Here is a 25,688-nt window from a genome sequence, read left to right as displayed (position 1 = left end):
TATTTATACAGAGTGGCATTGAATGAGTTTTAAATGAATGGCATGTAAAATAATAACCGGGCTTAGCCGGTTATTACCCTTATAGATTTAAAATGGAAGGATTCGTTCAACCCAATCGAAGAAAACAAGTATTTTTCTGCCGTCTTCTAACTTAAGAGTGACCTGGCAAGCATCAACGCCTCTTGACACCCCTTCAATTTCACGACCGTCTGCCATGTAGACCCTTATAGATTGGTCGTTTTGATAAGCCTTGCGACATATCGCAAAAAAGTCACGGCGTGATGGCTGATTGTCAACATAGTCTGGATGTATTGTTAGCCTACCTTTGAACTCGCGAGCAATGCCATCGATTACACCTGATTCAATTGTGCTAATGCGCTCAAGTGGGAGTCTTATACGATTTTCTTTATCATATGGAAGCGGGCATAAATCTAGCTTATTGCGGGAAGGCATTGTCCCCTGAACGTACATGCAAAACACCTGACCGTCTTCAAGCGTGACTCTTACAGGAATGTTGTTCTTCCGCCAGAACATAAGTATGTTTTCAGCATGTTCGTAGTCTCGCGGCCAGACTTCAGCCGGTATGCCGTAGGTGATGTCCGATGTTCTCATTCTGATACTCTTAGAGGTGTTTTCAGCAACCCAAATTTAAATTCTTTGTTACCAACGACAAAGAAGGGAACCTCAACATAGATTTTTTTATCGACGGATTTAGAGTTCGCTGTTTTCTGTATGTCACGAACGATACGTTTTGAGGCATTTTCATCGATAAACAATACCTTTCCACTTGTATTCCCTTCAGCCTTGGCGTAAGTAACGATAGGCTCTTCATTGCCAACCCTAATGTTTACTTGGCAACCTGTTGTAGCCATTTCATCACAGTAAAGTGTGCCGTCTTGAACTTCCAAAACAATTCCAGATGGCTTCATGGCTTCGTCAGAGCTTACATTAACGTTTTCTGGTACAGCGGTCCCGTTAATTTGCAACCGTAATCTTTCTTTTCCTGCATTAAGTATTGTTTCTTCTGCGTTATCTGAGAATCTGAACCAGACTGGTTGAATCAGACCTCGTGATTCGTATTTTAGTACGTCTTCAGAAGTATACATGCTGTACGTTTTTTGCATGTCGGAGACGATATCTGACAACGCATTTGCGGAAAATGACGAGAGGTATATACAAGCAAGAAGTAACGAACGTTTCATTTTTATACAGCGATTATTGCAAAGTAGAATTATAAATATCCAATAGTCTCAAACGATAAGCTTTCAACTGTAAATAGCAGACGTGTTTCTCTAAAAGCTGTGCGGCAAAGGCGTTGTTGCCGCACTCTGTCTATTAGCTCTTCAAGTCTGGCAATTCTGAAATTGACTAAGAATCCAATATTACGGCAGTTTGCTTAGAATTTGCTCTAAATCTTCCTTTGTCATATTAGAGTTCTCATAGATGCGCATGATTTTCTCACGAGCCTTAGCAGAGACTCCAACGGCAGATGAAACTTTGTCAAATTCAGCCATTGTCATCGCTTCCAGAATGGTATTGATAACTTCAGCCTTAGACATTTTGATGTTTTTTTCTTTTAGTTTCATTTGAAACTTTCCAAGTTTGTCATTGGCCTTATCGGACAATGCCACCTGACAATAAGTTGTTTTCTTTTCGCTCATAACTAATCTCGTTTCAGAACTCCAAAATCGAATGCGCCATCAATAGGCAATACACCTTCTGCAAAGCCAGGTGTGGTGTCGATGATGTGTTTTCGCTCATAAGAGTGAGACAACAGGTATTTGTTGCTAATGTCAATGAAATCAGTAATAAAACACACGTTTGCCTGATTCTTCTTGGCTCGTAAGCCACGACCGACACGCTGCCTCATTTCAACTTCTGCTTTCCCACCACCAGCCAGAATGACCGCACCAACGCTTGGCACATCAACACCGACATCCAGAATAGTCGAGCCTATTAAAACATCTATTTCGCCAGACGCTAAACTGTTCAGCTTTGCTTGCCTTGTCGCCTGGTTCGATTCCCCATAGATGAAGTCAACTCTAAGGCCGGACTCCTTCATCATCTCCATCAGGATTTGCCCGTGGCGTTTAAGACGAACCAGAGTCATGCAGTTGAGTGAATGTTGCTTATAAAGCAATGCCTCGCGCACTATGGCCTCGTTACGTCCCAAATTATACACGATCCCCAACTGATAAGCCTTTTGGTAGGCGGTGCTCATACCAACTCTAAAATTGAGGTGTTTGTTGGCAAGTTCGGCCTTGATTCTGGCCTCGTCTGGCTTGTAGGCAACTTTATGATAAAGGAAGTACGGCTTTGCCAGAATGCCTCGATCAATCAGGTACTTTTCTGTGACTTTAATTTCAATTCGCCCGGCCACCGCCATCAGGCGCATGTTGGCTTCCGTCGAATCCTTCATGAACGGCGTGGCTGTAAGCGCCAGACGATAGTCTGCGTTCACACATAATCTGGCGATGTCATAGAAATTTGAGCCTGAAGACTCATGCGCCTCTTCCAGAATAAGAAGAGAGACACTTGAAAGGAAGCGTTTCACCAACTCCCGACGTTTGAGGTGGTAGCTTTTCTTATCTGGTGTTGCATCGCGTGGTGGTTCTTCGAGGAAACTTGCAAGAGTTTGAACTGTAGCGACGTTGATATGTCGTGATACCTGGAACTCACCCGAGCCAATGACTCCAACCTTTTGGTCTTTTAACCACGGTTCGCCATTTTTGGCGCGGTAGTCGATGGATCTCTGGAAGTTTTCGGCCATTTGAAACATCAGAACAGAGCGGGTTGTTAAAAATAATGTCATTCGACCGATACGTGCAGCTGCTTTGCAGGCAACATTTGATTTCCCGCCACCAGTAGCGATCTGCGCAATCATCATTCCCTCTCGAACCAGTGTTTCCACAGTCTGATCCTGATACGCATAATCAGGATTGTATGGGAATGGGTTAACCGCCGGATTTGGTTTTCCAAGCGCCGGGGCTTTGTCTTTGCGGATATGAACACATTTGATGCCCGCCTTGTTCAAGTTCGCCGCTACAGGCTTGGCAAAGCCAGCAGGGAACGAGTTTTTACTCCAGTTGAACATTGTGCTTGTGCCCTTCCAGTCGCCAGTCTCGACTTCGTAGCTCAACATCTGTTGCACCAGTTGCTTTACCTTGTCATCTGCGCCAGAAATAAGCGCATTAACTGCGTTAGATACAATCCGAACAGTCATAAACCTCTTTCCTTAGTGCCTTTTGTATGTTATTTGGCTATTATAATAAGTAAGTGATTACTTAGTGGATTGTAGCAATAAAATGGATGTAAAAATCACGATTTTGCAGGTTGATGTTGCCAACCTTCGCCCGAATACCTGGAACACCAATTCGGTTGGTGCGCAGAATTTTGAAAAACTGAAAGGTTCTATCGAAAAATTGGGCTTTTTTAAGCCAATTTTGGCTCGTGAACTTGAAGATGGATTTTTTGAAATCCTCGGTGGCGAACATCGCTGGCGTGCCGCTATTGAGCAAGGAATTTCAACGGTTCCAGTGCTTTCTGTGGGCAAAATTAGCGATGTCGTAGCTAAACAGATGTCACTAGTGGACAACGAGCGATACGGTGAAGACGACCAAATCGCATTGCAACGCTTCATTGAAGAAATTCAGTCAGAACTTGACTATCAACTGTCTGAAATCGCCCCGTATGACGACGAAATCTCGATGGTTTTAGCAAAAGAGACGGCAATCGACCTTGAAGCACTGGAGGCGTTGTCTCGTGGTAGTGATGAGCCTGTCGATACCGACAAACGAGAGAAAACCGAACGTGTGGGGGCGGAACATCAGACTATGCGATTCAAAGTGACTTTCGATGCGTCAGATCGTGTTGCAGAAACCATAAAAAACATCATCAAAGAGCAGGCTATTAACACCGGTAATGAAATGGAGAATGCTGGTGAGGCTCTGGTGTGGCTGGTCGACTACTACAAGGAGCGTATGTAATGACCAAAAAGTTTGAAATCGTATATCGCGACCCGGCAGATCTTATTCCCTATGAGATGAATGCCAAAAAGCATGATGAACAGCAGATCCGAGATCTGGCCGCAGCCATTAAAAAGCGCGGATTTGACCAGCCAATTACGGTCGATAAGAACGACGTAATTATTACTGGCCACGGCCGCCGTGAGGCTGCAATTTTTGCTGGACTTGAGCGCGTACCGGTTATTGTTCGCGATGATCTCAGTGATGACGAGGTTCGTGCGAAGCGCCTTGAAGATAACCGACTTGCCAGCATTGATTACGATGCAATTAAGCTACAGAAAGAGCTTGAGTCGCTTGTTCTGGACGATATCGAGGTTTTCGGCTTTGAAGAGCGGGAGTTGAATGTTCTCGTTGGCAGCATGACAGAAGAAATGGACACCGACTCGCTAGTTATCGATCTGGGCGAAGAAACTAAACGACAGAAGGATGAACACACCGAGATCAGTCGTGAAGTTGCAGCGGAAGAAGTACGTGTTGTCGACGTATTGGGCTTTAAAACTCTCCCTGCTGGTTCTGCCATTGTTGTTGGTGATTTGCTTGCCCACATGGAAGAAATGACGGGAGAAAGCGGGGTAGACGCATTTGTGGCATATGCGGAGAAGATCTCTTCCGGGGAGATGACTGCATGAGCAAATACATCATCAACGTATCGTTTCAGACTCGCGTAAATAAAACCACGCGCACGTTAGAAATCGCCGAATCGTTCGGGCTTGGTCTGGACGAAAAAGAGTGGACGCTTTACGACAATCTGGAGCTGGAAGTTCGGCAGGGCGATGTGGTGTACATCACCGGCCAATCCGGTTCAGGTAAATCCGTTGTGCTGCGCGAGCTGCAACGCCAGATGAAGGATGAAGGGCTTTCTGTAGCTTCTATTGATGACTTTACCTTCGATAATGAGGTTAACGTCATTGACCAACTGGGCAAAACTACCAGTGATGCGCTTGGGTTGTTATCTATGGCAGGTCTGAACGATGCATATCTGTTTGTTCGCAAGCCTTCTGAAATGTCAGACGGTCAGAAATATCGTCTCAAGATTGCCAAACTGATTGAGTCAGGCGCTAAAGTGTGGGCTGCTGACGAGTTCGGTGCTGTTCTCGACCGTGTAACCGCTCAGGTTGTGGCATCTAATCTCCAGCGTGCCGCTCGAAAGGTTGGTGCGACGGTAATGGTGGCGACGACTCACGAAGACCTGAAGAACGCGCTGCGCCCGGATATGCAGATCACCAAGCACTACAAAGAACGCGTGAAGGTGGAATATCACAATGGTAGTCATGATGAGGTCCATTCATGACGGACATCATCATTAAACGCTACCGCCCTGAAGAGTTTCCGCGTCATCTGGACTTTCTGGAGCGAATGACTGTTACAAAGGGAACTGTAGAGGACTGGCACGCTCTTAAGTCGCTTCACTACAAAACAGACGGCAAACCTTTCGCGCCAACTTACTATCGCTGCGAACTTGATGACCGTCTGGTGGGCGTCGTGGTTATGGCTTACCCGAAACTACTGCTGGCACCTCGCCACCGCATGTTTCCTAAGTTGAAACCAACCACTAATACCACCGTGGCTAACCAGTACTGGGGTCGGTACGTGAATAACAACTTTGCGGTGATCAGTCGCTCAGTTGTGGATACTCAGTATCGTGGCGTAGGCGTCTCTTATCGAATGATTAACCTGGTTAGCAGGATGCATGACCGGCCAATCATTGAGATCCAGTCCTCGATGAGCAAATACAATCCCTTCGCCATGAAAGCAGGGTTCAAGTTCATCCGCCCTGAGCGACCGAAGAGCTATGAAAGTGCACTGCGTGTTTTCCAGCGTCATTTTCGTTCCGACCCGGGTGATAACGAGGCGATCGTCAAAGAGTTGTTCGCAATGAGCGAGTCACGTCGTCGCCGTGCACTGCGTGATCTGGTGGCGGACTACCACAAGAACAGTTCCCTGGCAAAAGCTGGGCGGAATCGCGGCACGACGATTCAGGACATTGCCGACAGTCTGGTGGACGAGGCCAGCATTGTGAAGCTGCTCAAGGACATTCACAACCTGAGCTTTACGTCTCCGTTGTATGGTGTGTATCGAAACCCTGACTTTGGTCGTCGACTGCCTGACACGCTGCCACTGCTGGCATTCGACAAACAACCTTTGGATAAACCGTTAGAAATTGCTTTACCGGCATAAGGATTTGCCATGACGTTAACCGACAAACAAAAGGACATCATCAAAACGCTCAATCTCGGTTATGAGCGAGGTCATCTACTTGATCTGGACGAATTGCTTGAAGTTTTGCCGTACAAGACAACCAAGCAAAGTATCCAGTTCTCAATTCGCGCTCTGATAAAAAAGGGGCTGGTGGAGAAAGGACATACGCGCCAACGCAGTGACAATCGCTATCACCGCCGGACTCTTGGGTTAACCACTTTAGGTCGAGCCAAAGCGAAGTTACTGGTGATGTAATCGGTCTGGGAGCTTATTTAAAGACCTGCTTCTGTATATATAAATAATAAGTAACTTATTAAATATATACGGAAGCAGGCTTAGTAAGACATGCCCAGACCTAATTAGACACCCCAGAAAACAAGTTGGTTAGCAGATGCAGTAAACAAGTTGTTTTAGGGCGCATGGACGCGCTCTGTGTGTTTTAGAGGGATCTATGACTGTCGAAAAAGACGAGGTAAAAACTCGCCTGACACCAGCGGAGTGGGCCGAAGCTGAAGCCAAATGGACGTCAGGCGAATATACACTCTCAAAGCTGGAGGAAGAGTACGGCATTCGTCGTGAAACACTCTCCAGACATTTCAAAAAGCGAGGATTAGAGAAAGGCGCGGACTCTGTTGGGAAGATGGTTCGTGAGTCTCTTAAATCTGACGCAGAGCTTCGCGCTAAAGCCCGTGCGGAAAAGATAGAAGAACGTCGTACACGTTATGACGGCTGGGCGTATGCGTTGGGGCAGATGGTGATGGTCGAAGTCACTACGGCCAAACGTGAGGGTAAGCCTTTAGGGGCGATTGAGGGTTCTCTCAAGAGCTTACAGAGAGCCAGTAATACCCTTGCAAAATGTTTTGAAGTTTCGTCCAAAGCATTGGGCATGGATCATGCGGAAAATGACGAGGAAGAAATTCCGAACCTGGTATTTGGTGAGCTTACGCCTTCCCAGGTGGCGAAATTACGTCAGGAAGACGACGAGCCTGAAATCATTGATGACGAATTGCTTGAGACGTTGGAAGAAGAAGCTCTAAGCGAATTTGATGCGACAGATGATGGAAGTGAAGGGGAGGACGAATAATGGCAATCCCGTCCTCGCTCAGTCTTGTGCAACTGCATTCTGGACAGATGAAAGTCTTCCAGTCTCCGCATCGATTTAAAGTTGTTTGTGCTGGTCGACGCTGGGGAAAATCCCGGTTGTCGATCTCCACTATTATTCGTGCGGCGGCAAAGGAAAAAAAGCAAAGGGTCTGGTATGTCGCTCCTACTTACCAGATGGCTCGCCAGATTTTGTGGGACGATCTACAGGAAGTTCTGCCCCGTAAGTGGGTTAGGAAAAAGAACGACACCACGATGACAATCGTGTTGAAGAACGGTTCGGAGATCGCCCTCAAAGGTGCTGATAAACCTGACACTCTGCGCGGCGTAGCGTTGCATTTTGTAGTGCTTGATGAATTTCAGGATATGAAGGCTGACACCTGGTACAAGGTGTTACGACCTACTCTTTCATCGACACGTGGCGGTGCACTGATCATTGGTACGCCAAAAGGCTTCTCGGAATTTCACAAACTGTGGACTATAGGCCAGAACGTAGAGCTGCAAAGAAAGGGACAGTGGAAGAGCTGGCAGTTTGTAACTGCTGATTCGCCGTTTGTGCCTACGGCGGAAATTGAAGCTGCTAAGAACGATATGGACCCTAAATCGTTTGCTCAGGAGTACCTGGCCAGCTTTGAAAATATGTCCGGGCGCGTTTACTACCCGTTCGATCGAAACGTGCATGTTAAACCGCTTCAGTTCAACCCTCGGTTGCCTATATGGGTAGGACAGGACTTCAACATTGACCCGATGTCTTCCGTAATTTTGCAACCTCAGCCAAATGGTGAGCTATGGGCAATTGATGAATTGGTGCTCTTTTCCTCTAACACGGCAGAGGTTTGTGATGAGCTTGAGAGGCGCTTCTGGCGCTGGAAATCACAGATAACGGTATTTCCAGATCCGGCAGGTGCTTATCGCCAACATGCTCGCGGGGAGTCTGACGTAGACATATTCAAAGAGAAGGGATTCTTACGTGTCGATTATTCGAAAAAGCACCCGCCAATTGCGGATCGTGTTAATGCTGTTAACCGAATGCTGATGACCGCATCTGGAGATATCCGGCTGTATATCGATCCGAAGTGCAAGCATTTGATTGATTCACTGGAAAAGGTCATCTACAAGCCTGGAACACGAGATATGGATAAGACAGGTGGCATTGAGCATAGTGCAGACGCATTGGGCTATCCAGTACATCGTAGGTATCCAGTCAAAAACCGTGTTATTCTTGGTGGTTCTCGATAGGTAAGTAATTATCTAAGGTTATTCAAATGGAATTGAACGACAAACAAATTAAGGATCTGGTGGCGCGACGCCACCCGGAATACGAAAAGAAAAAAGAACATTGGGACTTCCTCGCCAGCACTTACGCTGGCGGGCGTGGTTGGTTTACAGACAATATCTTTCGTTACTTTAAAGAGGGAGATCAGGAGTTTAAGGAGCGAGTTGAGCGTGCTTATCGCTTCAACCACACTCGTGAGGTGGTAAACCTCATCAACAAATATCTCTTTAAAGAAGACATTCATAGAAATATCGAAGAGGCACCAGAGCAGATCCGCAATTTCTGGAAACGTGCGACCCGCCAGAATGCCTCTATTGACTCATTTATGGCCGCTATTGATTTGCAGTCGTCTATTTACGGTCGCATATGGGTTGTTGTCGATAGCACGATGAGTGGTGATGTTGAGTCAGTAGCTGACGAGAAAAAGAAAGATGCTCGCGCCTACGCCTACTGGATTTCACCTCAGCAAATGCTGGATGTGGCATGGGACGACGACGGGAATATGTTGTGGGCGTTAATTGTGGAAGTCGCTCGTGATGACGCAGATCCTTTTACTTCTACAGGTCAGGAATACCAACGTTATCGTCTGTGGACACAAAACGAGTGGTATCTGTTTCGTGAGGAAGTGAAGAAGGGCGCTGGTGGAGCAGGTCGCCGTCAGGCAAAAGTTATTTTAGAGGATAGCGGTGCGCATAATCTCGGCGTAGTTCCTGTGTTTCCTGTTGATTGTATTGGAGAAAGTGAATCACCGTATTTCAGCCCATCGTTGATCGATGATATCGCTTATCTTGATCGTGCGGTTGCAAACTATCTGTCAAACCTTGATGCCATTATTCAGGATCAGACATTTAGCCAGTTGGCTATACCGGTACAGTCGCTTTTACCTGGTGATGAAAACCACACTAAAGTGCTTGAAATGGGCACAAAGCGAGTCTTCACCTACGATTCTGAAGGTGGAAACCAGCCGTTTTATCTGTCACCAGACCCGAAACAAGCTCAGATGATCATCACTACGATTAAGACGGTGATTAACGAAATCTACCATTCAGTTGGTGTAGCTGGTGAGCGAACGAAGCAGGACAACGCACAGGGAATCGATAACTCATCTGGTGCCGCAAAAATGTATGACTTCCAGCGTGTAAATAGCTTGCTTGTCACAAAAGCAGAGCGTCTGGAAAGGGCTGAACGCCAAATCATGCTACTGGTTGCGAAATGGATGGGGGTAGATCTGGACGAAGACCACTCTTTAATTGCGTATCCAGAAAGTTTCGATATTCGTGGCCTTACTGATGAATTTTCTGTTGCCGAGAAACTGTCGTTACTTCAGGCACCGGACTCTGTACGTCGTCACCAGATGGAAATGCTGATTGAGAAGATTTTCCCGAACATCACTGAGGCGATGAAGAAGGAATTTGATAAAGATCTCTTGAATTTTCCGCCAAAAAATGATCTAAATACCCTTGAAAATAAGTCAGTACTTACTTATGATCAAGGCGCAGCCCAAGAAAGCGGGCAAGATCAACCCCGAGGGAATGGGGACTCATCTACTCAAGAGAACGAGTGATAAGTAACAAAGGGAATTTTTATGAAACTGTGGCAAATGCTTTTGGCCCGTCGTGGTCTGATGGATGTTGCTGAAGCGCATGAGCGTGGAGGCGCTGGCGGTGTAGCTGCTGATAATGAGCAGAGTACACAAGATCCTGACAAACAGGGTGAACAAAAAGAGCAGCCGAAGGGTGATGACGAATACGCTGACATGACTCATGAAGAGTTACTGGCCGAACTTCGCAAAACCAAGAAAGCTGGTGCTGAACTGCTGAAAGAGAACATGAAGCGCAAAGAGAAAGAGCGCACATTGGCCGATCAGCTTGCTCAGTACGGTGATATCGACCCGGCGCGTGCTCGCCAGCTTTTAGAAGCTGAACAGGCCGCAGAAAATGCACGTCGTGAGGCGGAGCAAGCTGAACTGGAGCGTCGTGGTGAGTTCGATGCTGTTAAAAAACAGATGATCGAAGCACACCAGGCAGAGCTGGCACAGCGTGACGAACGTTATACAGCACTGGAAAGTGAAAACGCATCACTGAAATCTCAATTAGTCGAGATGACCGTGGGCGCTTCCTTCAGTAACTCTCTCTTCCTACGTGACAAAGTTCTGATGACTCCGGCAAAAGCCCGCGTGATCTACGGTTCTCATTTTGAAGTGGGTGAAGACGGTAGCGTAGTGGGTTATGACAAACCGGCAGGTCATAAAGAACGAGCTGTTCTGGTTGACGGTGAAGGTAAGCCGTTGCCGTTTGAATCCGCGATTGAACGCATTGTGCGGGCAGATCCGGAAGCTGACGCATTGATGCGTAGCGAAGCCAAGCAGGGTGTAGGCTCACATTCTAAATCGACCTACACAATATCCCAACCGAAGAACAAGTCGACTATGGATAAGTTGGCCTCCGGTCTGGGGAAAATTGGACTTAAGTAACATCTAAATCAAAGGGAATTGATAGATGCCATTACTGCGTGAAGAAGCTGAAAAGCTGTCTAACAACGAACTCGAACAGGGTGTGATCGAAACTATCATTGATCGCGATGACCTGTTTGCCATCCTGCCTTTTATGAAAATTAATTCAAAGGCATATCTGTACAATCGTGAAAAAACGCTGAGTGAAGCTACCTTCATCGACGTTAACGACACCATCCCGGAAGGTGCAGCAACCTTCGAAGAATGCGTTGCGAAACTGCGTATTCTGGCTGGTGACGTAGACGTTGATAAATTCCTGGCAACCACTATGGCCGACACCAATAACCAGTTGGCTATTCAGGTTCGTCAGAAAGTTAAAGGTCTGGCTCGTGCGTTCCGCCGCAACCTGATTTTGGGTGACTCCAGCTCCAACAACAAAGCGTTTGACGGCATTCCACGCCTGATGCACGCAGATCAGAAGATCGACATTGCAGGTGCATCTATGACTTTCTCCATGTTCGACGAACTGGTCGATGCGGTGAAAGATCTTGGTGCTGACTGCATCATGATGCGTTCAGAGCACCTTCGTGCTTACCGTGCGCTGCTGCGTACAGTAAACGTAGGTCCGTCTGAAATCATGATGGAGAACTTCGGTCGTCCGATGCTGTGTCATAACGGCGTTCCGTTCATCATCAACGACTTCATCCCGACCGATGCTGGCAAAGCAAGCATCTACTGCCTGCATCTGTCAGAAGAGAACGGCGTTACTGGTCTGTATGGCGGCGACAACGCAGGTATCGTTGTTGAAAACATTGGTACTGTACAGAACAAAGATGCAGTACGTACCCGTGTGAAGTGGTACTGCTCTCTGGCGAATAAGCACGATAAGGCTATCGCTGCACTGACCAATGTAAAAATTTAATCAGTGTGGTAGATAAGTAATTATCTATGTTTAAGGGTGGGCTATACGCCCACCCTTTTTGTAGGAGCAAGAAATGCCAGAACAAAAGATGAAGATTACGGAAGAGGCATTTTCGGATTTTACGGGGCATATGTGCCGCGCCGGATTTACCAATTCTATCTCCGATGAACCTTTAACCGAGCGGCAACAAAGTCAGCTATCTGCTTGTTTGCAGGCGGTTCCCTTCTCCCAATCCGTAAACATAACTCCGGCTTCACCATCAGTTTTGGTTGGGAAAACTGTTCAACTTAGTGCAGGTATTAGTATGGGTAAGAGTGCCAGTTCATTCACCTGGAAGTCAGCCAATGATCAAATTGCAACCGTTAACGGCACTGGATTAGTAACTGGCGTAGCCCCAGGCAAAGTAAAAATTACTGCAACTGATCAGGAAACCCAGCTTTCCGCTTCAGTGGAAGTCACCGTAAATCCGGTAGCCGTTCAATCCGTAACGGTAACGCCAGACTCAACCTCTGTTGAGAAAGGAAAATCAGTCAGTCTGAAAGCGAATGTTCAGCCGTCAAATGCGACGAATAAGGCTGTTACCTGGTCTTCCAAAAATGAAGATAAGGCAACGGTAGACCAGAGCGGGAACGTAACTGGTGTAGAAGTTGGCACTGCGACGATTGAGATCGTTTCCCAAGATGGTAGCAAAAAGGCAACTGCAACGGTGGAAGTAACTGCGCCTGTTGTGGCTGTTACAGGCGTCGAAATCGACCCAAATAGCACAACCGTTGAGGCAAACAAAACTGTTCAGCTGACCGCAAATGTCGAGCCGGTAGGAGCCACAAATAAAACCGTTACTTGGGAATCCAAAAATACCGAGTTTGCAACGGTGGACAGCGAAACCGGTGTTGTAACTGGTGTTGCGGCTGGCACTGCCACAATCGAGGTTACTACCCAAGATGGTAGCCACAAAGCGACAGCGACCGTAGAGGTCACTGCCGCACAGGAATAACCGATATTGGGCGGCGAAAGCCGCCCAAGTGGAGAGAAAGCGTTATGAAACCAGCAAAAATTGTTTTATTAGAACCGCAATTTTCCGGTTATTCGGGAATGCTGTGCGGCGTTCAGTTCGAGAACGGGGTATCCGTAGCGGAGTTGCCTTTTATCGATCAGCAGAGGATTTGTGCTTCAATGCGAGCGTCAACAGTAGAGGGCAAAAATGTCTCTCCGTCTGCCGCATACAGTGATCGTGGTGAATTGACAGCAGACCTGATTACCGAGCCAGCAGCGCCTGACATTGTGCCAATGAAACGTGGAACACCAGATGAACCGGCCAAACAGATCCAGGCTTTCACACGAGAAGAGCTGGAGTCCATTGCAGACAACGAAGGTATTGCCGGTCTACGAGTTATTGGTAATCAGGTTGGTGTCAAAGCGAAAGGAATTGTCGAGATGATTGAAGGCATCCTGAAAGCACAAGGCGGTGAGTAATGGCGCAGATCGACTCGTATCGTAGCGGTGAAGCTGTTTCTCTTTCCTTTGCCTTCAACGTGCTGGATATCGAATCTGCTACCTACACAGTAAAGGACAGCACCGGGGCTATTCTCGTTGATGGCGAGCCGCTAGAAATTACCAGCGGTCAAATGTCGATTCCGGTTGTCGTGTCGGCTGAATATAACCAGCTCTCTGAGAAAGAGCGAGATCTGCGGTACGTCATTGTGAAGGCTGTTGCATCGGGCCTGACGCATGAAGAGCGTCAAATGTATGTTCTGCTGAATAGTTTTGAACTGTCGATACCAGAACAGTCGTTTGCAACTGTCGCTGATGCTCAAATGCAGGCGATCGATATGCTGAATGGGGACACTTTGCTGTCGGATGGTGAAGGCTTAATGCGCAAGCGTCTCATTGAGGCTACCAGACGTATTAAAACTTTACCGTTCTCAATCCGCAAAATTCTACGTATCGACTTTGACCGATACGATCGCCCTCAAAATATGCTGAATGTGTATGACATTCCGTGGGGAGCAGATGGAGCGTACCGGCATGATTTAGTCGATTGGGAAAAGATGACGCAGGAGAAGTTTGAAGAGTTCCCTGACTACTTCAAAGAAGCGTTGATGCTTGCCGTTGTCAACGAAGCGTGTGAGATCGCAAATGGCAATGATGTAGCCGCAGCACGAGAGGATGGCATTTTGTCAGAGTCCATCGGTGAAACAACCAACATGTACCGTACCGGTAAAGCTGCAAACGTGCATGTGGCTCGCAGTACCTGGCGCTTGCTGGTCAGTTACATTAACAACCGTATGATTGTTCGCCGTGCGTAACGCTAGTCGCATTATTTACTTTTGGTCGAAAGGGTTTTTGGCCAGTAATGAGAGCGACCGACAACAACAGGGAGAGAGCATGAATATTTCATGGCAAACAGAAATTGCGATCTACCGCTTTGGCGCAAAGAACGTCTACGGCGAGGCGCAATTGCAATTCGTCAGGAAGACGAATGTCGGCGTGGTTAAGTTCGAACAGAGTAATGAGAAATCGTCAGTTCGTGCTGATAGCTCTGGTAGCCGTGGTAAGGCGAGTCTGGAGCTGTTTGATGCTGTGTTAGTTGTCCCTTTAGAAGCGGCTGTACAACTTGATGATGTGCTGATCCTTGAAGGTCAAAAATTAAAGGTGTCCAGTGTTCATCGCCGCTGGGGGCTACGAGGAAGACCTGGGCATCTTGAAGTGGGGGCGAATATATGGGTCTGAAATACGATGCGCATCAGTTCAAACGTGCGGGGAATAGACTCAACAACAGCCAGAAAGCATTTAAGCGATATCTTATTCGGGACATGGAAAAGCTGGCGCGTTTGGTTGAGCGTCTCAGCCGTGCAATGGCTCCGCTGGAAACCGGATCTCTGGAGACAGCTATCTTTGCCAGGGTGATTAAAGAAGGTTATTCAGGGCTGCGCATTGAGCTTTCTGTGTCTGGAGCAAAACCACGTCAGGGGCATCCGGGCGTAGAAGTCGGTGACTATGCTAAGTACATGGAGCTGGGTAAATATCGACTCGGTTATCTTTCTCGAATGAAGAACGTGACAAACCCACCAATTGCCGGTGTTAAACCTCGTGTTGGGCCACACTTTCTGGAAAGAGCGGTGGAAATTAGCGAGAAGCAGTTCTCAGAAGCGATTCTTGAGGCTGCCAGAAAAGCCGGTTTTACGAGAGGTTAATGTGTTTATCGAAGCGTTTGCAAGTTTGATGCAGAAGGCAAAGATTGGCACGGTCGGGACTGACATTTTCTGTCACTACTTGCCTGCCAATGTGAAATCTGGCGTCCTGCTTATTAACCCAAATACCGGCATCAGCATCGATCATGAGCTACAGGGCTTTTATCACGAATCATTCACAATCATTGTGCGTGGTTCGTCAATTACTACGACGGTTGAGAAAGCCAATAAAATCATTGAGATGTTTCCAGTAGAGGAAACGGAATCTGGTGGTGTTTATTTTCGACTTGTACGACCGATGGCGATGCCAATCATTTATCCCAAAAATGATGGGGCATTAATAGAAGCAGGCATTCCTGTTGAATTTGCTGGCTATTTATTGAATTAAGTTAATCGGTAAGTATATACTTACCATTAGCGCAATGAATGCGTAGAATTAACGGAAAAAGGAGTTTTCCATCAATGTCTAATACCCATGTAAAAAACATCAAACTTGGTGCCTGTAAGGTGTCGTTTGGTGGTGTGGATTTGGGTTACACCAAAGGTGGTGTTCAGGTTGAAGTAGCCACTGAAACGCTGAAAGTCACCGTCGATCAGTTGGGGCAGACCGTAATTTCCGAATTAGTTCAGGGGCGCAACATTACCATCACCGCGCCTCTGGCTGAGTCTGTACTCCAAAACATGGTTGACCTGATGCCCGGTTCTACTCTGAGCGAAGATGACAACTCTGTCACGATCACATCTGCACAGGGCGTCAACCTGATCGATGTGGCGAAGGAGCTGGTTCTGACTCCGCAGGACACCACCGACTATGTGTTGACCATTCCGAAAGCGGCAACCGCGGGCAACTTCACTATGACCTACCAGTCTGATGATGTTCGTGTGTTCTCTGTTCAGTTCAGCGCATACCCGGATGATGAAGGCGTTCTGGGCAAAATGAGCGGTCCCAAACCGGTAAAAACTGTGTCGATCACACCGGAATCTCCAACCGTAAAAGCTGGAGAAACTGTGCAACTGACAGCCGAGATCACTCCAGCTGATGCCGCAGACAAAACCGGTGTTTGGGAATCCGAAGACCAGGAAAAGGCCACGGTAGATCAAACGGGTCTGGTACGTGGTGTGGCGCAGGGTACTGCAAACATCTCCTTCACCAGCAATAGCGGTTCTAAGAAGGCTACTAAGTCAGTAACGATTAACCCCGCAGATTAATCAGTAATTAAGCAGAGGCTCAGGATGGGCCTCTCTTTTAAAAGGATTTTAACCAATGACCAAATTACTCGATCTCGATTCCATTCTGCCTCCGAAGAAAAGCATCAAATTTGGCGGTCAGGAATATCCCATCGTTGAAATGACGGTAGGTCTGTTCGTTTCCATCAAGCAGATGGAAGGTAAAGATCTCATGAACATGTCTCCTGTTGAGCAAGTGACAGCTTATGCAGATCTGGTTCGTAAGGTTATCCCTTCAGTACCTGACGAAGTTCTTGAAAAACTGACTGTTCCGCAACTCCAGCAGATCTTCACCTTCGCTATGGAAGTGATTGATGAAGAAAACGAAAAAGCGGCTGGCGAAGGTGCAAAGTAATTTCCCGCGATGAATCCGGGACAAGGACCGTTTCAATAGATCTCGGATTCTATTTCAGTCGTGTAGTTGCTCACTACGCTGTGTCGCCATTAGAGCTATTGAACATCCCTCTCACGATGTTCTGGATGCTCAGTCGCAATATAGACCGTCTGCGTGCGGAAGAGGATGTCCGCAACTTACAAGTCGCTCGTGCATCCCAGGCGGATGGCGAGGCTGTGAAGGCGTTCATGGAGGGTTTGCAACTCAGGATTGGAAGACCAGTCGTAACAGATAAAGTCTACGATCCAAGCCAGGATAAGGCAGACCCTGACGCCAAAGAGCAACTGATGCAAATATTTGGCAGAGGATGACAAGGGAATGTCACAAAACGTAGAGTTTATCCTGTCGCTGGAAGACAAACAGTTTACAGCGTCAATCGATCGTGCGGGGAAACTGCTTACTCGATTTGGTGAGCAGGTAACAAAGCCTGCTCAAAAAATCCAAACCTTTGAACGCTCTTTGGGTTCGGTCGCCCGTATCATTGGCGTTCTGGAAAGCAAGCTCGATTCTACGGCAGATAAACTACAGGATGTAGCTGCCGGTTTTGAGCTTGCTTCAGATGCTACGCGTAAAATGCGTGGCAACATCACCAGCCTCAATTCTGGTCTTAAAGCCCTGATTGAGCGCGTCGATACGACAACTTCTTCAGTAGATAAACTCACCGCGTCATTACGTAAAGTGCAATCAGAGCTAAATGATTTCTCTGATTGGGCGACCTATGCAAGCAAAAGCGCAAGCCGCTTTGGTACGGAGGTCAAAGAAGCCTCTGCGTCCGTGAGTGGCATGAATACGCGCCTTAATACCACGACGAAGCGACTCAGTAATTGGGGTGTCACAACGAGTCAGGCTGCCGAGGGACTGAAAAAGGTTCGTGAGCAGATGGACGAAGTTATCGGACGTCAGCAACTGATTAGCAAGCCGGTACGTGTTCGTACATCTGGAAGTGGCGATGGTGGTAACGGGCAGCGTAGCGGCGCTTCTGGTCACAGCGGTAAAAATAACGAAGGAGGTATGTTCTCTGGCCTTCGTGGCAACATTTTCCTGCTTGGCGAGATCGGAGATGCAGCCAGAACGGTTACTGACATCATGTTTGGGTGGCAGAAGCCTATTGTTGAAGCTGCGGCCGAAATGGAACGTATGCGGGTGATGCTTCGAGGGTTGAATAAGGAGAAGTCCAACCCTGGCCAGGCTGCCGCTGATGATATGAAGTACATCGTAGACATGGCTCAAAATGCGCCGTTCGCGATGCAGGCGTTAACAGATTCCTTCGTGAAGTTTCGTTCTGCTGGCTTAGATCCAACCGATGGTTCTCTGAAGGCGCTGGTGGACTCCGTTGCTCGTTTTGGTGGTGATAGTGAGCTGTTGAAACGTGCGGCTGTGGCCGTTCAGCAGATGTCCGGTAAGGGCGTTGTGTCAATGGAAGAGCTACGTCAGCAATTAGGTGAAGCCGTTCCTAACGCGATGCAGGCAATGGCAGACGCCGCAGGCATCACTATGGGGGAACTGACTAAAGCCGTTGCCAGCGGTACGGTTGAGGCAAAACAGGCGTTGTCTCTGATGTTTGTTGGTCTGCGTGCGGAGAATGAGAACGCAGCGAAAGACATGATGCAAACCTACACAGGTGCGCTGGCGCAACTTCAGACGTCATTCACGTTATTTGCTGATCGGGTTGGTCAGGCCGGATATCTGGATTCTCTATCGAAGGGGATGAAAGAACTGGCTTCAATCATGAATAGCGCCGAAGGGATTTCGTTTGCCAATTCTTTAGGCTCGGGGTTAACGACGGCAATCGATGGGTTGCGTCAGCTTGCTCAATGGTTAGCAAAGAACCAAGAGCTAGTAATTAATCTCGGTAAGGTCGTGGCCGCGATGGTTGCGTTCAAACTGATGCGAGCAGGGATCATGGGGGTAGTTGGCGCAGGCAGCCAGATGGTTAGCACCTTTGCCACGATGGCGACCGCCATACAGACTCCATTTAACCTCGGCGCTACAGCAGTAACCCGATTCAATCGTGCGGCACGTATGGGGCTGGCTCCGATCCCCTCTCTTATTTTCGCCATCCGTGGGGCGATTACGGGGCTTAAAGGCGCTTTTGCTGGATTAACGGCGTTCATTGCAGCAAACCCTATAGGGGCAGCATTTACAGTTGCCACTGTAGCTGTTGCTGGCCTAATCACGTACATGACCATGCTCCGCAGCGAAACTTCAAAGGTCGTTGACGAGATTAGGAAAATACCAGAGGCGATGACGGCGGCCAAACGTGCACAAATGGCCGACCGCGCAGAAAAGCTCGAAAAGCAGATTCTTGCTGATCAACGAGCATTAAAAACTGGTGAGGGTGTTAATTACGTATCTAACTCTGCCGGTGTTATTACTCACAAAGAGTCGAAGGCTGACATCGAAGCACGCCTGAAAAAAAATCAGGAAGAGTATCAAAAGATAACCGGCACGATAGCTCTTGGTGACGGCGCTGTAGCAAAGCGTTTGGCTAAAGAGGCTGCCGAATCTCAGATTGAGAAAATTCGAGCGGAAAACCAGATTTTCGCGGCAACATTCGTGAAAGCCCGGCAGGAGGCTCTGGATAAGATCCAGAAAATCAATGATGACGGTTCACTTTCAGATGACGAAAAGAACAAGCTATTGGCACCGTTACGTGAAACGGTAAACAAAAGCTATCTGGAGCCTGCGCAAAAACTGGTTGATTCACTTTCTTCTCGTAAGAATGCTACCGAGAAGCAAATAGCGACTCTTAATGATCAGCTTGAAAAAGCCAAAAAAGATGGCAATACCGAGCAGATCCAGAAACTGCAAGGCAGTATTCGTGGTTATCAGGAGCATTTGGAAGCCGTTGCTCAGGAACTGACACAGGCAGAGTTCGAGAGAGATAACGCGGCCAAAACTGGTAAGGGCGTAATGTCAAACCAGGGGACTGTTCTTGGGTTAGGTACAACTGATAAAGCTGCTCAGAAGGCGCTGGCGCAATATATGCGAAACCAGATGGATTCTGCGACTTATCAGCGTACTTTGCCTGACGGCACTCCGATGATGGACTTCGAAGGTAAGCCGATTATTGGGCCTAAACAACTCAAGACGCAGCTTAATTTGCAGAAAGCATCCAGTGCCAGCTCTCTGGAGAAAATGAGCGATGAAGAGCGTGCCGCAGCCATTGCTGCACTGACTAAAGCTCGTGAACAGGATGCAGCAGCAGCCGAGAAAGCAGCCCAACGATCAGCTAACGCCTCGCAGCGTGCGGCCAAGAAGGAACAGGTAGCGCAACAGAAACTGGCAGCCGGATACCAGAAGGCTCTGGACAAGGCCGATCAGCTTATGGGGCAAATGGGTGAAAGCTCTAAGGCTACGGTATCGTTTGATCAGTCTCTTCGCGATACAACGAAATCGCTGACAGATTTGGCTAATGCGGTTCCTAACGAGTTCATCACTCAAGAGATGATCGACAAGGCGAAAAAACGTCTTGAAGACCTCAAAAATGCGACACCTGAATATCGCGAGATGTTTAATCGCCGCAATGTTGAGCAGATGATCTCCACTTGGGCACCGGAGGCGGATTCCATTATTAGTGCTGGCTATACGCCGTCTCGTGAAGAGAAAGTTGCTGATTTCGAAGACACTTACAACCGCAATCTCAAAGCGTTGATAGAACTTCGTGATAAGGCGTCTGATCCTAAAGTTGTGGCGCTTTATACAAAGAAAATCAATCAACTTATTGCTGCTGGCAATACCGCGCTTATTAAAGAGACGGGGACCGCGACGCAGAAGTTGGCACTGGAATACGAAAACCTGGCAGAGCAGATCGAAAGCACCTGGACTGATTTGTTTAGTGGCTTAACGGATGTCCTGACTGATTTCGTTATTAACGGAAAGATGAGCTTCTCCAGCCTGTCTCAGTCCATTTTGAAAGATATCACCAATATGGTCGTGAAGTCGCAGATCACGCTACCTCTAATGAACATGTTGGGGATGGGAACCACCGCAGCTGGTAGTTCACAGAGTGGTAATTTGCTGACCGGGGTTGCTTCCGCCGTTGCCAATCAAGGGGTACGAATGGGCAACACTGTTAACGGCGACAAGTCGGTAGGAGAAGCCACGAAGGAGACGTCCAGTTCGGTAACTGGATTGGGGCAAACAACACAGCAGACCACCAGCGCAATTGGCACTGCAACAAATGCGATTGGTAGCTGGGTATCAGGGCTATTTGATAGCACTGAAGCCAAAGATGCCGAGACAAAAGCCGTGAAGGACTCCATCTTCTCGATGCAGAACCTCAGCTCTGTTACCGGCGCGCTGTCTGCCGCGTTTGCAATGCTTGGAGCTAATGCTTCCGGCTCTGGTAATAAGTGGTTGAGTTTTGGAGCAACGGTTGCATCTGGTCTTGTTTCAGCTTGGGCTGGCGGTGGTTTCGACAGCGTGACATCAAGCTCTGCTAAAACCGCAACCAGCAGTGTGGCTGACGGAACTAAAGGCATTCCTGCAATCCCGAAGTTTGCAAATGGAGGAATATTCGGAAAAGACGGCGTGATCCCGCTCCGGGCATACCAGAAAGGCGGTATTGCTAACTCGCCTCAATTAGCGTTGTTTGGGGAAGGTTCTATGAATGAGGCGTATGTTCCATTGCCTGATGGTCGAACAATCCCTGTAACGCTCAGTACCGATGGTATGAGTGGAGGAGGAAATGTTCTTTCTCCGGTATCAATTGAGATCAACGTCCATAGTGACGGTAGCACAACTGAATCCGGCGATACAGAAAGCATATGGAACAATGCCGCTCAACGGATGAAAGCTATCGCGCTTGAGACTATCGCGCAAGAGAAACGCCCTGGCGGATCACTCAACCCAAACACTCAACGTAACTAACTATCGACTGCCCCGGTCGGGGCAGTCTCACAAGGATGTGAGATGGAAAGACAAACGTTTAATTGGTATCCAGATTACGAATCTGAAAAAAGCGTAAAACCGAATGTAACGGTACTTAATTTTGGTGATGACTACGAGCAGCGACAGGCTCAAGGTCTTAATCGTATTAAAGAAGAATGGTCGTTAACCTTTACCAGATCATACAACGAAATTAATGCAATCGATGACTTCCTGACTGAGCGAGCAGGCGTTGAGTCGTTCTATTGGGTTAATCCAAGAGGCAAGCAGATTGTAGTTGTATGTGACAGTCATACGGTCAAGCGATATCAGGGGTACTGTGTCTTAACAGCTACATTCAGACAAGTATTTGAGGCTTAAGCATCTGGATAAGTAAGTACTAATTTACTATCATTGTGGCGCTGACAGGATGTTAGCGCCTACTTATTTCAAGGATGAAACAATGGGAATTAAAGCTGATATTCAGAGCTTATCTCCCTCTGCACTCATTGAGTTGTTCGTACTGGATATGTCGAACACAACTTCAGGGGGGAAGCTATTCTTCCACGCCGGAACAAACGAACTGATGCAACCGGTCGTCTGGCAAGGAGTGACATACGAGCCGTGGCCAATCAAAGCATCAGGCTTTGACAAAACGGGCCAGGGAACGTTGCCACGTCCAAAAATTCAGGTATCGAACTTTGCCGGAACCGTCTCTGCGGAAGTTCAGGCAAACGACGATCTTGTTGGCTGCCGCATTATTCGCAAGATGACGCTGGCTCGCTTCCTCGATGCCGTTAATTTTAAAGACGGCAACCCAACAGCAGATCCAAACCAACATTTCCCGGATGAAATGTGGTTTATCGAACAGAAAACTCTCGAAACTCATCAGGTTGTCGAGTTTGAATTGTCCAGTGTGTTCGATTTGATGGGGGTGCAACTGCCGTATCGTCAGATCATTAAAAATACCTGCCCGTGGAAATACCGAGGGCCAGAATGCGGCTATACCGGTCCATATTTCGACAAAAATAACCAGCAGACGTCTATGTCTGGTGCGGATTACTGCACAAAACGTTATGACGCCTGTAATGCGCGTCGGAATTATTTTGCCGACGGTGTGATCCATTTTGGCGGATTTATTGGAGCTACGCGGTATGGGTAATAAAGCAATCCCTGAGCTTGGCTCTGACGTTATGCAGCAAATCTATCTCTGCGCCATAAATCGCTACCCTAATGAAGCGTGTGGCTTTCTGGTGAGAACTAATGGCGACAAATATCGCTTTATGGAAGCGCGAAATGTTTCGGAGAACCCGCAGAACACTTTTGTAATGCACGTTGACGACATTATGGCGGCAGAGGATGCGGGTGATGTTATCGCAATCTGGCATTCACATACTGATGAATCAGCAGAAGCATCTGATGCCGATCGTGCAGGCTGCGAAGCGACGGAAGTTCCGTGGATGATTCTGGCTATTCGCAAGAATGTTGAGGGAGATGCCCCTTTCCATTTTAGCGAGATGAATGTGATCACACCTGATGGTTTCGAAATGCCATACCTGGGCAGACCGTATGTATTTGGCGTATTCGATTGCTGGATGTTGTGTCGGGATTATTTGAAGCGTGAGTTTAACGTCGAACTAAACCCGAACGCACACCTGCATATTCCATCGTGGTACACCGGCGATAACGACATTCTCGACCAGAACTACCGAAACGAAGGATTGGTACGGCTTGCGCCCGGAACAGAGCCTCAACGTGGGGACATCTTCTTTATCCAATACGGGAAAATGCCTGACCACTGCGCGGTTTATATCGGCGATGGAATGATTCTTCATCACCAGATCGACCGCCTTAGTTGTCGTGCTTATTACGGCGGAATGTATCAGAAACATACGACGCATCACTTGCGTCACAGAGACTTGCTCAAGGGAGATGAGACGTGTCTGAGTTAGTTCATGTGCAGCTTGGCGGCCCTATGGCCAAACATTTTGGCCGCCACTGGCATCTAAAGGTGCGCAATACAAAACAGGCTCTGGATTTAATTGAGGCCAACAAGCCTGGTTTTAAAGCATGGATGAAGCGCAATATCAAAACCTATGACAGATACCACATCCAGATCACCAATAAACAGGGCCACAAGTGGTCTGTGGACGAGAGTGAATATCAGATGATGGGGCAGTCTGACAACATTGCCAAAATCCGCATTACCCCTGTTCCGCGAGGAAGTGGTGGATCTGCTTTTGGATGGTTTCAGACGGTTGTTGGAGCAGTGTTAATGGTTGCCTCGATATGGGTGCCCGCTCTTGCCCCTCTCGGTTTGTCACTGATGATGGGCGGTATAGCTCAAATCATATCTCCGCAAGCCACTAACGAAAGTGTGAGGCAGGCGGATAACTCGAACTCTTATTACTTCGATGGACCTCAAAACACAACAAACCAGGGGAACCCTGTACAGCTTATCTATGGCGAGGAAATTTTAGTTGGCTCACAGGTCGTGAGTTCTTCTATCACCATCGACCAGCTTATGTAATCAAGGATTTTTTGGGCATGGAACAGTTCAAGAAGAAAAAATTACCGCCTCTTATTGCCGGTGCTGGTGGCAAGAAAAGTAAAAGCTCCAGCCGTACCCCGGTTGAAGCTGATGATACTGTCAATTCTCGTGCTATGGCAGCCATCCTCGACCTTCTTGGCGAGGGGGTTATTGGTGGCCTGGTAAATGGCGCAAAGTCGATCTTCATCGACGATTTACCGATCTTGAATGAAGATGGCTCTTCCAACTTCAGCGGTATTACATGGGATTTTCGTGACGGCTCACAAGACCAGACGCCAATGGCTGGTTTTGATTTTGTTGAAACGCCTAAGTCCGTAAATATTCAGCTCAAAAAAACACACGACGTTACGGTTTCAATCGATAACGATGAAGCTGATCGCGTTCGTGTCATCATGAAATTCCCCTCTTTACGTAGCGTTGATAAAAGCTCTGGCGATACAAATGGCACTACGGTGAAGTACAAATTCCAGATCGCCAACGGAGACGCAACATTTTCTGATGTAGTGGCAGAAGGTGAGAAAAGCGTTGATATCACGCTAACGGCAAAGAAAACCGGCGTGTATTACCGTAGCTATGAGCTGAAACTGCCTAAGCCTGGTCGTGCATACAAGGTTAGGGTGATTCGTCTTACAGATGATAACAGTAGCCAGTACCTCTACAACGATACCTGGGTTGATTCCATCGGTGAGATTGTAGATACACCCATGAACTACCCTAACTCTGCTCTTGTTGGCTTGAAGGTCAATTCAGAGCAGTTTGGTAGCACAATGCCTTCCCGTTCGTATTTGGTGCGCGGTATCAAAATCCGAGTACCGTCAAACTACAACGAATACACCAATACTTATGTCGGCGTATGGGACGGTACTTTTAAGCTGTTGTCTTCTTCAAACCCTGCGTGGATTCTCTACGATTTGCTTACCAATACTCGGTATGGTCTTGGGCAATTTGTGTCGGAATCCATGATTGACCTCGGCCAGCTCTACCAGATTGGTCGATATTGTGACGAAGAGGTCGATGATGGCTTTGGGGGTAAAGAGAAACGCTTTGCAATCAATACGCAGATCACCAGTCGACAGGACGCATACCGATTAATTCAGGATATTGCCGGTGCATTCCGCGGCATGGTGTTTTGGGCTGGTGGCATGGTTAACATCATGCAGGATAGCCCATCAGATCCGGTAATGATATTTACCAACTCCAACGTCAAAGATGGACTGTTTACCTATAAAGGTTCTGCGCGTAAAGATCGCCCATCTGTTGCGCTCGTAACCTACAACAACAAGGAGGACGGTTATAAGCAAAACATCGAGTACGTTGAAGATCAGGACGCAATGCGCCGTTATGGTGAGCGTAAAACAGAAGTCGTAGCATTTGGATGTACAAGCCGAGGCCAGGCTCACCGAGTTGGTTTGTGGCTTTTGTATACTGTCAACGACGGATGAAAAGTGATCCACTTATATCTCCACCAACGGCCCAATATT

At 47.7% G+C, this 25,688-nt stretch carries 28 protein-coding genes and 1 pseudogene; 25 read left to right on the top strand and 4 right to left on the bottom strand.

Annotation, left to right across the window (positions count from 1 at the left end):
• Nucleotides 1–87: 87 nt before the first annotated feature.
• From HEN21_RS20285 to HEN21_RS20270, 4 genes are all read right to left on the bottom strand, one after another.
• Nucleotides 88–612: a transcriptional regulator gene (locus tag HEN21_RS20285; protein ID WP_048958815.1), complete on the bottom strand. Its 525-nt coding sequence runs from the start codon at nt 610–612 to the stop codon at nt 88–90.
• Entirely contained in the window at nt 609–1,202 is a 594-nt protein-coding gene (locus tag HEN21_RS20280) for a hypothetical protein (RefSeq protein WP_194313410.1), read from the bottom strand. The genes HEN21_RS20285 and HEN21_RS20280 overlap by 4 nt, the downstream gene beginning before the upstream one ends.
• A 180-nt stretch (nt 1,203–1,382) precedes the next feature.
• Nucleotides 1,383–1,661, bottom strand: a complete 279-nt coding sequence (locus HEN21_RS20275; protein WP_021520518.1) for a hypothetical protein — start codon at nt 1,659–1,661, stop codon at nt 1,383–1,385.
• A 2-nt stretch (nt 1,662–1,663) separates the two neighbouring features.
• The gene (locus tag HEN21_RS20270; RefSeq protein WP_048958817.1) at nt 1,664–3,223 is read right to left on the bottom strand and encodes a DEAD/DEAH box helicase; all 1,560 of its coding nucleotides are present in this window, start codon (nt 3,221–3,223) and stop codon (nt 1,664–1,666) included.
• Between the two features lie 82 nt (nt 3,224–3,305).
• Between HEN21_RS20270 and HEN21_RS20265 the strand changes: the two genes are divergently transcribed.
• The 25 genes and pseudogenes from HEN21_RS20265 to HEN21_RS20145 all read left to right on the top strand — a co-directional run.
• Complete coding sequence (locus HEN21_RS20265) at nt 3,306–3,986, top strand: ParB/RepB/Spo0J family partition protein (RefSeq protein ID WP_048958819.1); 681 nt, start codon at nt 3,306–3,308, stop codon at nt 3,984–3,986.
• Nucleotides 3,986–4,654 carry a ParB/Srx family N-terminal domain-containing protein gene (locus HEN21_RS20260; protein ID WP_048958821.1) on the top strand — a complete coding sequence of 223 codons (669 nt, stop codon included), beginning with the start codon at nt 3,986–3,988 and terminating at the stop codon, nt 4,652–4,654. Before HEN21_RS20265 ends, HEN21_RS20260 begins: the two co-directional genes overlap by 1 nt.
• Entirely contained in the window at nt 4,651–5,316 is a 666-nt protein-coding gene (locus tag HEN21_RS20255; protein ID WP_048958823.1) for an ATP-binding cassette domain-containing protein, read from the top strand. Before HEN21_RS20260 ends, HEN21_RS20255 begins: the two co-directional genes overlap by 4 nt.
• Nucleotides 5,313–6,203 (top strand): hypothetical protein, encoded by an 891-nt coding sequence (locus HEN21_RS20250; RefSeq protein ID WP_000129633.1) that lies wholly within the window; start codon nt 5,313–5,315, stop codon nt 6,201–6,203. The genes HEN21_RS20255 and HEN21_RS20250 overlap by 4 nt, the downstream gene beginning before the upstream one ends.
• Nucleotides 6,204–6,212: 9 nt before the next feature.
• The gene (locus tag HEN21_RS20245; RefSeq protein ID WP_000176292.1) at nt 6,213–6,479 is read left to right on the top strand and encodes a hypothetical protein; all 267 of its coding nucleotides are present in this window, start codon (nt 6,213–6,215) and stop codon (nt 6,477–6,479) included.
• A 196-nt stretch (nt 6,480–6,675) separates the two neighbouring features.
• Entirely contained in the window at nt 6,676–7,308 is a 633-nt protein-coding gene (locus tag HEN21_RS20240; protein ID WP_048958825.1) for a hypothetical protein, read from the top strand.
• On the top strand, nt 7,308–8,564 hold the full coding sequence (locus tag HEN21_RS20235; RefSeq protein ID WP_001007299.1) for a phage terminase large subunit: 1,257 nt from the start codon (nt 7,308–7,310) through the stop codon (nt 8,562–8,564). Before HEN21_RS20240 ends, HEN21_RS20235 begins: the two co-directional genes overlap by 1 nt.
• A 26-nt stretch (nt 8,565–8,590) precedes the next feature.
• Nucleotides 8,591–10,165 (top strand): phage portal protein, encoded by a 1,575-nt coding sequence (locus HEN21_RS20230; RefSeq protein ID WP_000422361.1) that lies wholly within the window; start codon nt 8,591–8,593, stop codon nt 10,163–10,165.
• A gap of 21 nt (nt 10,166–10,186) precedes the next feature.
• Entirely contained in the window at nt 10,187–11,074 is an 888-nt protein-coding gene (locus HEN21_RS20225; RefSeq protein WP_048958832.1) for a DUF6651 domain-containing protein, read from the top strand.
• Between the two features lie 25 nt (nt 11,075–11,099).
• Nucleotides 11,100–11,975, top strand: a complete 876-nt coding sequence (locus tag HEN21_RS20220; protein WP_001130338.1) for a major capsid protein — start codon at nt 11,100–11,102, stop codon at nt 11,973–11,975.
• Nucleotides 11,976–12,048: 73 nt separating this feature from the next.
• On the top strand, nt 12,049–12,969 hold the full coding sequence (locus tag HEN21_RS20215; protein WP_048958833.1) for an Ig-like domain-containing protein: 921 nt from the start codon (nt 12,049–12,051) through the stop codon (nt 12,967–12,969).
• A 44-nt stretch (nt 12,970–13,013) separates the two neighbouring features.
• Complete coding sequence (locus HEN21_RS20210) at nt 13,014–13,448, top strand: hypothetical protein (RefSeq protein ID WP_000801185.1); 435 nt, start codon at nt 13,014–13,016, stop codon at nt 13,446–13,448.
• Entirely contained in the window at nt 13,448–14,281 is an 834-nt protein-coding gene (locus tag HEN21_RS20205) for a hypothetical protein (protein WP_000057118.1), read from the top strand. Before HEN21_RS20210 ends, HEN21_RS20205 begins: the two co-directional genes overlap by 1 nt.
• Nucleotides 14,282–14,360: 79 nt before the next feature.
• Nucleotides 14,361–14,705, top strand: coding sequence for a hypothetical protein (locus tag HEN21_RS20200; protein WP_001027663.1), 345 nt, complete (start codon nt 14,361–14,363; stop codon nt 14,703–14,705).
• Complete coding sequence (locus HEN21_RS20195; RefSeq protein WP_000523628.1) at nt 14,696–15,169, top strand: hypothetical protein; 474 nt, start codon at nt 14,696–14,698, stop codon at nt 15,167–15,169. The genes HEN21_RS20200 and HEN21_RS20195 overlap by 10 nt, the downstream gene beginning before the upstream one ends.
• A gap of 1 nt (nt 15,170) precedes the next feature.
• Nucleotides 15,171–15,554: a minor capsid protein gene (locus HEN21_RS20190; protein ID WP_000469440.1), complete on the top strand. Its 384-nt coding sequence runs from the start codon at nt 15,171–15,173 to the stop codon at nt 15,552–15,554.
• A gap of 74 nt (nt 15,555–15,628) precedes the next feature.
• A complete protein-coding gene (locus tag HEN21_RS20185) occupies nt 15,629–16,375 on the top strand; it encodes an Ig-like domain-containing protein (protein WP_048958837.1) in 747 nt (248 codons plus the stop codon).
• A gap of 55 nt (nt 16,376–16,430) precedes the next feature.
• Complete coding sequence (locus HEN21_RS20180; RefSeq protein ID WP_000163861.1) at nt 16,431–16,748, top strand: hypothetical protein; 318 nt, start codon at nt 16,431–16,433, stop codon at nt 16,746–16,748.
• Nucleotides 16,749–16,873: 125 nt separating this feature from the next.
• Nucleotides 16,874–17,098: a hypothetical protein gene (locus HEN21_RS20175; protein WP_000952686.1), complete on the top strand. Its 225-nt coding sequence runs from the start codon at nt 16,874–16,876 to the stop codon at nt 17,096–17,098.
• A 7-nt stretch (nt 17,099–17,105) separates the two neighbouring features.
• Nucleotides 17,106–21,659, top strand: a complete 4,554-nt coding sequence (locus tag HEN21_RS20170; RefSeq protein WP_085004924.1) for a tape measure protein — start codon at nt 17,106–17,108, stop codon at nt 21,657–21,659.
• A gap of 42 nt (nt 21,660–21,701) precedes the next feature.
• Nucleotides 21,702–22,037 (top strand): phage tail protein, encoded by a 336-nt coding sequence (locus tag HEN21_RS20165; RefSeq protein ID WP_048959166.1) that lies wholly within the window; start codon nt 21,702–21,704, stop codon nt 22,035–22,037.
• A gap of 82 nt (nt 22,038–22,119) precedes the next feature.
• Nucleotides 22,120–22,818 (top strand): phage minor tail protein L, encoded by a 699-nt coding sequence (locus HEN21_RS20160; protein ID WP_000511445.1) that lies wholly within the window; start codon nt 22,120–22,122, stop codon nt 22,816–22,818.
• The gene (locus HEN21_RS20155) at nt 22,811–23,608 is read left to right on the top strand and encodes a C40 family peptidase (protein WP_000526939.1); all 798 of its coding nucleotides are present in this window, start codon (nt 22,811–22,813) and stop codon (nt 23,606–23,608) included. The genes HEN21_RS20160 and HEN21_RS20155 overlap by 8 nt, the downstream gene beginning before the upstream one ends.
• Nucleotides 23,596–24,186, top strand: a complete 591-nt coding sequence (locus HEN21_RS20150; RefSeq protein ID WP_001293196.1) for a tail assembly protein — start codon at nt 23,596–23,598, stop codon at nt 24,184–24,186. The genes HEN21_RS20155 and HEN21_RS20150 overlap by 13 nt, the downstream gene beginning before the upstream one ends.
• Nucleotides 24,187–24,203: 17 nt before the next feature.
• Nucleotides 24,204–25,634 (top strand): annotated as a pseudogene (locus HEN21_RS20145) (host specificity protein J); the annotation flags it as partial.
• Between the last annotated feature and the right edge of the window lie 54 nt (nt 25,635–25,688).

The organism is Escherichia sp. 93.1518 (assembly GCF_013368915.2).
Classification (GTDB): domain Bacteria; phylum Pseudomonadota; class Gammaproteobacteria; order Enterobacterales; family Enterobacteriaceae; genus Escherichia; species Escherichia ruysiae.
Note: the sequence above shows the minus strand (reverse complement) of the source record. Positions and strands in the feature narration are given on the sequence as shown.

Excerpts from the sequence above, each read along its gene's own strand:
- HEN21_RS20285 (WP_048958815.1), bottom strand. The coding sequence starts at position 612 with ATGAGAACATCGGACATCACCTACGGCATACCGGCTGAAGTCTGGCCG.
- HEN21_RS20280 (WP_194313410.1), bottom strand. The coding sequence starts at position 1,202 with ATGAAACGTTCGTTACTTCTTGCTTGTATATACCTCTCGTCATTTTCC.
- HEN21_RS20275 (WP_021520518.1), bottom strand. The coding sequence starts at position 1,661 with ATGAGCGAAAAGAAAACAACTTATTGTCAGGTGGCATTGTCCGATAAG.
- HEN21_RS20270 (WP_048958817.1), bottom strand. The coding sequence starts at position 3,223 with ATGACTGTTCGGATTGTATCTAACGCAGTTAATGCGCTTATTTCTGGC.
- HEN21_RS20265 (WP_048958819.1), top strand. The coding sequence starts at position 3,306 with ATGGATGTAAAAATCACGATTTTGCAGGTTGATGTTGCCAACCTTCGC.
- HEN21_RS20260 (WP_048958821.1), top strand. The coding sequence starts at position 3,986 with ATGACCAAAAAGTTTGAAATCGTATATCGCGACCCGGCAGATCTTATT.
- HEN21_RS20255 (WP_048958823.1), top strand. The coding sequence starts at position 4,651 with ATGAGCAAATACATCATCAACGTATCGTTTCAGACTCGCGTAAATAAA.
- HEN21_RS20250 (WP_000129633.1), top strand. The coding sequence starts at position 5,313 with ATGACGGACATCATCATTAAACGCTACCGCCCTGAAGAGTTTCCGCGT.
- HEN21_RS20245 (WP_000176292.1), top strand. The coding sequence starts at position 6,213 with ATGACGTTAACCGACAAACAAAAGGACATCATCAAAACGCTCAATCTC.
- HEN21_RS20240 (WP_048958825.1), top strand. The coding sequence starts at position 6,676 with ATGACTGTCGAAAAAGACGAGGTAAAAACTCGCCTGACACCAGCGGAG.
- HEN21_RS20235 (WP_001007299.1), top strand. The coding sequence starts at position 7,308 with ATGGCAATCCCGTCCTCGCTCAGTCTTGTGCAACTGCATTCTGGACAG.
- HEN21_RS20230 (WP_000422361.1), top strand. The coding sequence starts at position 8,591 with ATGGAATTGAACGACAAACAAATTAAGGATCTGGTGGCGCGACGCCAC.
- HEN21_RS20225 (WP_048958832.1), top strand. The coding sequence starts at position 10,187 with ATGAAACTGTGGCAAATGCTTTTGGCCCGTCGTGGTCTGATGGATGTT.
- HEN21_RS20220 (WP_001130338.1), top strand. The coding sequence starts at position 11,100 with ATGCCATTACTGCGTGAAGAAGCTGAAAAGCTGTCTAACAACGAACTC.
- HEN21_RS20215 (WP_048958833.1), top strand. The coding sequence starts at position 12,049 with ATGCCAGAACAAAAGATGAAGATTACGGAAGAGGCATTTTCGGATTTT.
- HEN21_RS20210 (WP_000801185.1), top strand. The coding sequence starts at position 13,014 with ATGAAACCAGCAAAAATTGTTTTATTAGAACCGCAATTTTCCGGTTAT.
- HEN21_RS20205 (WP_000057118.1), top strand. The coding sequence starts at position 13,448 with ATGGCGCAGATCGACTCGTATCGTAGCGGTGAAGCTGTTTCTCTTTCC.
- HEN21_RS20200 (WP_001027663.1), top strand. The coding sequence starts at position 14,361 with ATGAATATTTCATGGCAAACAGAAATTGCGATCTACCGCTTTGGCGCA.
- HEN21_RS20195 (WP_000523628.1), top strand. The coding sequence starts at position 14,696 with ATGGGTCTGAAATACGATGCGCATCAGTTCAAACGTGCGGGGAATAGA.
- HEN21_RS20185 (WP_048958837.1), top strand. The coding sequence starts at position 15,629 with ATGTCTAATACCCATGTAAAAAACATCAAACTTGGTGCCTGTAAGGTG.
- HEN21_RS20180 (WP_000163861.1), top strand. The coding sequence starts at position 16,431 with ATGACCAAATTACTCGATCTCGATTCCATTCTGCCTCCGAAGAAAAGC.
- HEN21_RS20175 (WP_000952686.1), top strand. The coding sequence starts at position 16,874 with ATGCTCAGTCGCAATATAGACCGTCTGCGTGCGGAAGAGGATGTCCGC.
- HEN21_RS20170 (WP_085004924.1), top strand. The coding sequence starts at position 17,106 with ATGTCACAAAACGTAGAGTTTATCCTGTCGCTGGAAGACAAACAGTTT.
- HEN21_RS20165 (WP_048959166.1), top strand. The coding sequence starts at position 21,702 with ATGGAAAGACAAACGTTTAATTGGTATCCAGATTACGAATCTGAAAAA.
- HEN21_RS20160 (WP_000511445.1), top strand. The coding sequence starts at position 22,120 with ATGGGAATTAAAGCTGATATTCAGAGCTTATCTCCCTCTGCACTCATT.
- HEN21_RS20155 (WP_000526939.1), top strand. The coding sequence starts at position 22,811 with ATGGGTAATAAAGCAATCCCTGAGCTTGGCTCTGACGTTATGCAGCAA.